This is a genomic window from Streptomyces sp. MBT65, assembly GCF_016612545.1.
In the GTDB taxonomy this organism is placed as follows: domain Bacteria; phylum Actinomycetota; class Actinomycetes; order Streptomycetales; family Streptomycetaceae; genus Streptomyces.
The window spans coordinates 1-6,003 of sequence record NZ_JAENRY010000445.1 but is presented as its reverse complement, the minus strand read 5'-3'; the positions used below and the strand labels follow the sequence as shown (position 1 = coordinate 6,003).

The 6,003-nt window shown below is 71.6% G+C and carries 6 protein-coding genes and 1 pseudogene; 3 read left to right on the top strand and 4 right to left on the bottom strand.

Annotated elements, in window-relative coordinates; translation table 11 throughout:
* Positions 1-114 precede the first annotated feature (114 nt).
* Complete coding sequence (locus tag JHN63_RS47685; RefSeq protein ID WP_200691385.1) at positions 115-900, bottom strand: trypsin-like serine protease; 786 nt, start codon at positions 898-900, stop codon at positions 115-117.
* Positions 901-1,042: 142 nt separating this feature from the next.
* Positions 1,043-1,474: a MarR family winged helix-turn-helix transcriptional regulator gene (locus JHN63_RS47680; protein ID WP_234478791.1), complete on the bottom strand. Its 432-nt coding sequence runs from the start codon at positions 1,472-1,474 to the stop codon at positions 1,043-1,045.
* Positions 1,475-1,536: 62 nt separating this feature from the next.
* Between JHN63_RS47680 and JHN63_RS54510 the strand changes: the two genes are divergently transcribed.
* The gene (locus tag JHN63_RS54510; RefSeq protein WP_200691384.1) at positions 1,537-2,601 is read left to right on the top strand and encodes an FUSC family protein; all 1,065 of its coding nucleotides are present in this window, start codon (positions 1,537-1,539) and stop codon (positions 2,599-2,601) included.
* Here the strand turns inward: JHN63_RS54510 and JHN63_RS47670 are convergent.
* Complete coding sequence (locus JHN63_RS47670; protein ID WP_200691383.1) at positions 2,565-3,236, bottom strand: response regulator transcription factor; 672 nt, start codon at positions 3,234-3,236, stop codon at positions 2,565-2,567. The genes JHN63_RS54510 and JHN63_RS47670 overlap by 37 nt on opposite strands.
* Positions 3,233-4,372 carry a sensor histidine kinase gene (locus JHN63_RS47665; RefSeq protein ID WP_374223015.1) on the bottom strand — a complete coding sequence of 380 codons (1,140 nt, stop codon included), beginning with the start codon at positions 4,370-4,372 and terminating at the stop codon, positions 3,233-3,235. The genes JHN63_RS47670 and JHN63_RS47665 overlap by 4 nt, the downstream gene beginning before the upstream one ends.
* A gap of 101 nt (positions 4,373-4,473) precedes the next feature.
* Here JHN63_RS47665 and JHN63_RS47660 point away from each other — a divergent pair, with 101 nt between their 5' ends.
* Together JHN63_RS47660 and JHN63_RS47655 are read left to right on the top strand one after the other, a co-directional pair.
* On the top strand, positions 4,474-5,421 hold the full coding sequence (locus JHN63_RS47660; protein ID WP_200691382.1) for an ABC transporter ATP-binding protein: 948 nt from the start codon (positions 4,474-4,476) through the stop codon (positions 5,419-5,421).
* Positions 5,418-6,003: pseudogene (locus tag JHN63_RS47655) on the top strand (DUF1349 domain-containing protein); the annotation flags it as partial. The gene JHN63_RS47660 and the pseudogene JHN63_RS47655, both read left to right, overlap by 4 nt.

Here is a 6,003-nt window from a genome sequence, read left to right as displayed (position 1 = left end):
GTTCTGAAGGAGCGGGTGGCAGTCCGCTCACCCGTGACGCGCCGCGCGCTGTGGGGGCGGGACACACGGGCCCGGCGCACATGTGGCGCCGGACCCGCGGAAGAAGGACGTACGTCAGAGCGACGCCGCCGCCGACGCGATCGCGGAGGCGAACGTGGACACCTCGCTGTACACGCCGGGCGCGTTCGCGCGGGCGCACCCTATGCCCCAGCTGACGATGCCGACCTGGATCCAGGCGTTGGCGCTGTCCCGGCGGAACATCGGACCACCGGAGTCACCCTGACAGGTGTCGACCCCACCGGCCGTGTACCCGGCGCAGATCTCGTCACTCGCGACGAGCCCGCTGTACCCGCTGTAGGCCCGGCAGGTCGCGTCACTGACGAACGGCACGGTGGCCTTGCGCAGATACCGCTGCTGAGCCCCGCCCTCGCTGGCCGAACCCCACCCGGCGATGGTGAAGGTCCCGGTGTTGTACTGCGTGGTCGTGGCGATCTTCAGCGTCGGCAGGGTGGTGATGGGCGAGGCAAGCTTGATGAGCGCCCAGTCCTTGCCGTTGCCGTTGTACCCCGGCGCCCGGTACACGTACGTCGACTTGACCTGGACCCGCCCGGTGGTGGACTGAAGGTCCACCACACCCGCGGTGGCGGTGATGCTGGTGTTGGCACCGGTCCCGCTCACACAGTGCGCGGCGGTGAGCACGATCTGCTGGGTGTAGAGCGCACCGCCACAGCCCATCGAGAGCCGGATCATGAACGGGAACTCGCCCTGCGTGGCGGTGGTTCCGCCGACGACTGGCGTGGGGGCGGCCTGCGCGGCCGAGACGGGCTGAAGGGCGGCGATCGCGAGAGCGGCGGCGCCGACGGCAGCGCATCTCTTGAGGGCTGTGAGGAGCTTCTTCAACGTGATGCCTTCCGTGGGGGGTGGGAGTGACGCGCACATGTCAATCCGGAGCATCAAAGAAATGCCCAATTTCTGACATGGGCTGGTCAAATCTGTTGAAGGATTATGGGAACCCTGTGAACGTCCGCACAAGTGGCGTATTTCAGCCATCGGCCAGCCGCTCCATCAACGCCCCCGCCAGCTCCAGCACCCCCCGCTCCGTCTCGCTGAGCGACGCCAGCGCGCCCGCCAGCCACACATCCCGCTCGGCCATGTCCCGATCGAGGGCCCGCCGCCCGGCCGCCGTGAGCGTGAGCACGGACTGCCGCCGGTCCACCGCGCTCGGTTCGCGCTCGATCAGCCCCTCCGCCTCCAGTTCCGCGAAGGCCCGCGTGAGCGACTGGGGCCGCTGCCGCTCGGCCGCCGCGACCTCGCCGGGTGTCGCCGAACCGTTCCGGTGCAGATGCCCGAGCACGATCAGCTGGTTCGGGCTGAACGCGCCGTCGCCGCGCTCCTGTCGCAACCGCCGGTTCAGCCGTACGACACCGCGACGGATCCGGGCGGCTTCGGAGAGATGGTCCACGCGATTATCCATGCCGGATATCGTACGCACTCTCTTACTATTGCTGCCCCGCCATGGCCGCTACTGTGGGGATAGTGACCGCCAAACTAATACGCAACGCGTACGAAGCGGCTCTGACGATGACCGCCGTGCTGCTCTGCTGGGGGATCGCCCTCTGGCTGGAGGGGGCCGCCGGACTCCACACCGACGTGCTGGTCCTCGCGGTCGCCCTGACCCTCACCCTCTCCTCCACCCAGCGCACCGCCGACACCCGCCGTCGGCTCACCGCGCTCGTCCTGCTGCCGGTCACGGCCGGTGCCTCGATCTTCCTCGGCCGGCTGATCGCCGCCCACTACGCGCTCGGCGCCGCCGTCTACACGGCGGGCATGGCGCTGGCCATCTGGATCCGCCGCTACGGCCCCGCCGCCACGAAGGCCGGCACACTGCTGGCCCTCCCGCTGGTGGCCCTGCTCGTCGTACCGGGCCCGGCGCTGCCGGCCAAGGCGCAGAGCGGGCTGGTCACTTGGGGCTGGTCGGCACTGGTCGGGGCGCTGGCGTGCGGCGGGGTGTGGCTGGTGCAGGGACTGGGTGACCGGTTCGGGCCCTGGCGTGCCGAACCCGACCCCGGGCAACCACCGCGCCGCTCCCGTCTCCACCCCCGCCCGAGCACCCGGATGGCGCTCCAGATGGCGGCCGGGATCGCCGCCGCCTTCGTCGTGGGGCGATTGTTCTTCGACGACCACTGGCCGTGGGTGGTCCTCACCGCGTACGTCGCCGCGAGCGGCAACCGGGGCCGAACGGATGTACTGCGCAAGGGAGTCGAGCGGCTGGCCGGAGCGACGGTCGGCACGCTGCTGGCGACGGGCGTCGCGGCGATCGGTGTCACCGGCGACACCTCCGTGGCGCTGATGTTCGCGGTCCTCGCGGTGGCGTTGTGGCTGCGCCCCCTCAACTACGCCTACTGGGCAGCCGGAATGACCTGCGCCCTGTCCCTCCTCCTCGGCTGGTTCGGCCAGGACGCGTTGCATCTGCTGCCCACCCGGCTCGAAGGGGTCGCGGTCGGGGCGGTGTTGTCGGTGGTGTCGGCGTGGTGGCTGCTGCCGGTGCCGCGCGCCCGTCGCCGTCAGCCCGTCCCCGGCACGACCAGCCCCGTCTCGTAGGCCATCACCACGGCCTGCGTACGGTCCCGCAGCCCCAGTTTGGACAGGATGCGGCTGACGTGGGTCTTCACGGTCTCCTCGCCGACGTGCAGGCGGAGGGCCAGTTCAGGGTTGGACAGCCCCTGGGCGAGCAGCCGCAGGACGTCGGTCTCGCGCGGGGTGAGGGCGTCGAGTGCCGTGTGCGCGGGGCCGGTTCGGGGCCGCTGCCGGGCGAACTCGGCGATCAGCCGACGCGTGATGCCGGGCGCGAGCAGCGCCTCACCGGCCGCCACGACCCGTACCGCGTCGAAGAGCCGCTCCGCCGTCACGTCCTTGAGCAGGAACCCGCTGGCACCGGCGGCGAGCGCGTCGTAGACATGCTCGTCGAGGTCGAAGGTGGTCAGGATCAACACCCTTGGTACGTCAGGGGTGTTCTGGAGTCGCGCGGTGGCCTCGATGCCGTCCATGACCGGCATGCGTACGTCCATCAGCACCACGTCGGGTGACTCCGCCCGGCAGACGCGCACCGCCTCGGCGCCGTCGCCCGCCGTGCCGACGACCGTGAAGTCGGCCTGGGTGGCGAGGAGTCCGGCGTAGCCGACCCGGACGATCTCGTGGTCGTCGGCGACGACGATACGGATGGGGGTGCCGCTCATGGCAGGACCGCCTCCGCTCGGACGGGGAGCCGGGCCTCGACCAGGAAACCGCCGCCGGGGGCGGGCCCGGTGCGCAGGGTGCCGCCGACCGTCGCGGCCCGCTCGCGCATGCCGAGCAAGCCGTGACCGGAGAGGACCGCGGTGGGCCCCGGCCCGTTGTCACGCACGCGCACCGCCAAGTCCTGCTCGCTGTAGCGGAGTTCCACGTCCACGGCGGCGCCCGGCGCGTGCCGGCGGGCGTTGGTGAGGGCCTCCTGGACGATCCGGTACGCCGTGACCTCGATGCCGGGGTCGAGCGCGGCGACGGGGCCGCTGACGATGAGCCGGGTGCGGGAGCCGGCCGCGTCGCGCGACTCGTCGACCAGGTCGACGAGTTGGCGGAGGCCGGGCTGGGGACGCCGCTGCACCCCGGTGTCCGCGTCCTCCCGCAGCACGCCCAACAGCCGCCGCATCTCGGTGAGGGCGGTGCGCGCGGTGTCGCCGATGGCCAGGAAACGGTCGGCGCCCTCCGGCGGCAGACCGCGTGTGGTGAGCCGGCCGGTCTCCGCCTGGACGGCGATCATCGAGATGTGGTGCGCGACGACATCGTGCAACTCGCGGGCGATCCGCGCCCGTTCACCCCGGGCGGCATGTTCGAGGAGGGTGTCCGCGAAGGCCTGTTCCGTGGCGCTGTGGGCGAGTGCGGTGCTGCGTACGTGGTGGGCGATGCCGGTGGCCGCGGCGGCGGAGGCCAGGGTCGCGACGAGGACGGCCACGATCCGGGTCGGTTCCTCGTGACTGCCGAGGGCGATCACGACGTAGGGGAGGACGAGGAGTCCGCCGAGGCGGGTGGCTCCGGCGCGGCCCAGGACGTACACGCACACCAGTTGGGCCACGACCCCGCCGACGGTGAGGATGCCGAAGGGCACCAGGGACAGGACGCAGGCGGTACTGACCGCGACGGCGGTACCGCTGCGCGCGGGGCCGGCGGAGCCCAGGACGAGGGCGAGGGGAAGGGTGGAGGCGAGGGTGAGCAGCAGGAGGACGGCGAACCCGCCGCCCAAGTCGGTACTGCGGAGCAGCACTTCGGAGACCGAGAGAACACCCAGGGCACCCGGGGCGACGACATTCCCCGGCCCGCTTCTCTCCACAGCCACCCCCTCATTGTGCCGACCCCCGTCGGGCCCGGCGTCCCCCGCGCGAGGGACCTCCCACGCGTGACGACGTGCGCTGCTCACCGCCCCTAGCCTCCCTCACCATGAGCCACGCAACCATCGAAGTCCGTGAGCTGCGCAAGCGGTTCGGCCGGACGCTCGCGGTCGACGGACTGTCCTTCACGGTCGCCCCCGGCACGGTGACCGGCTTCGTCGGTCCCAACGGCGCGGGCAAGTCCACCACCATGCGCTCCCTGCTCGGCCTGGACACCCCCGACGAGGGCCGGGCACTGATCGGCGGCCGTCCCTACCAGGCCCTGCGCACCCCGCTGTTGGAGGTCGGCGCCCTCCTGGACGCCGCCGCCCTGCACCCCGCCCGCCGGGGCCGCGACCACCTGCGCTGGCTGGCCCACTCGCACGGTCTGCCGATGCGCCGGGTGGACGAGGTCCTCGAACAGGTCGGCATGGAGCAGGCGTCCCGGCGGCGGGCGGGCGGCTACTCGCTCGGTATGCGCCAACGCCTGGGCATGGCGGCCGCGTTGCTCGGCGACCCACCGGTGCTCCTGCTCGACGAACCGGACAACGGCCTTGATCCCGAGGGCATTCAGTGGATCCGGGGCCTCCTGCGCCACCTGGCGTCGGAGGGCCGCGCGATCCTCGTCTCCAGCCATCTGATGAGCGAACTCGAAGACACCGCCGACCACTTGGTGGTGATCGGCCGGGGCCGGCTGATAGCTGATAGCGACACGGCGGTGGCCGACCTCCTCGCGGCGGCCTCCGGGGACCGGGTACGGCTGCGGACGAGCAGTCGTACGGAGGCGATGGAACTGCTCGCCCGGGAGGGCGCCACGGTGGCGGTCGTCGACCGTGAGCTGCTCACCGTCACCGGCCTGCCCGCCGAACGGATCGTGGAGCTGCTCGCCGCGTCCCGGGTGCCGTTCGCCGAAGTGGGCGCGCACCGGGCGTCGTTGGAGGAGGCGTACATGGAACTGACGCGGGACGCGGTCGAGTTCACGTCGACGCCCGTCGAGCCGGACGAGGTGACCCGATGACGACTCCTACGAGGACGGTCCCGCCGTACCGCTCGGCGCTGCTTCCGGGGCGGGCCGGCTTCGGGCGGCTGCTGCGGGCGGAGTGGACGAAGTTCTGGACGGTCAGGGCCTGGCTGCTGGTGCTGGCGGTGGCGGCCGTGGTGACGGTCGTGATCTCACAGCTGGGCGCGAGCGGTTCCAGTACCGGTGGCGGACCGCCGGTCGTGGTCGGCCCGGGCGGTCAGGTGGTCAACGACGCCTTCCGCTTCACCCACCGCTCGCTGACCGGCGACGGCACGATCACGGTCCGGGTGACCGGCCTGAAGAACACCGAGGGCAAGGCGCCGCTGGAGCCGTGGGCGAAGGCCGGGATCATCGTCAAGTCGAGCCTGAAGCAGGGCTCCTCGTACGCGGCGGTGGTGGCGACGCCGGGGCATGGCGTCCGTATGCAGTGGAACTTCACGCATGACATGGCTGGCCCGAGTAGTGATCTGGCCGAGGCGCCGCAGTGGCTCAGGTTGAAAAGGCTGGGGTCTGGACTAACCGGCTATGTGTCGGTAGACGGTGAGAAATGGACCCGGCTTGGGGAGGTGGGGGTTGGGG

Excerpts from the sequence above, each read along its gene's own strand:
- JHN63_RS47680 (WP_234478791.1), bottom strand. The coding sequence starts at position 1,474 with ATGGATAATCGCGTGGACCATCTCTCCGAAGCCGCCCGGATCCGTCGC.
- JHN63_RS47670 (WP_200691383.1), bottom strand. The coding sequence starts at position 3,236 with ATGAGCGGCACCCCCATCCGTATCGTCGTCGCCGACGACCACGAGATC.
- JHN63_RS47660 (WP_200691382.1), top strand. The coding sequence starts at position 4,474 with ATGAGCCACGCAACCATCGAAGTCCGTGAGCTGCGCAAGCGGTTCGGC.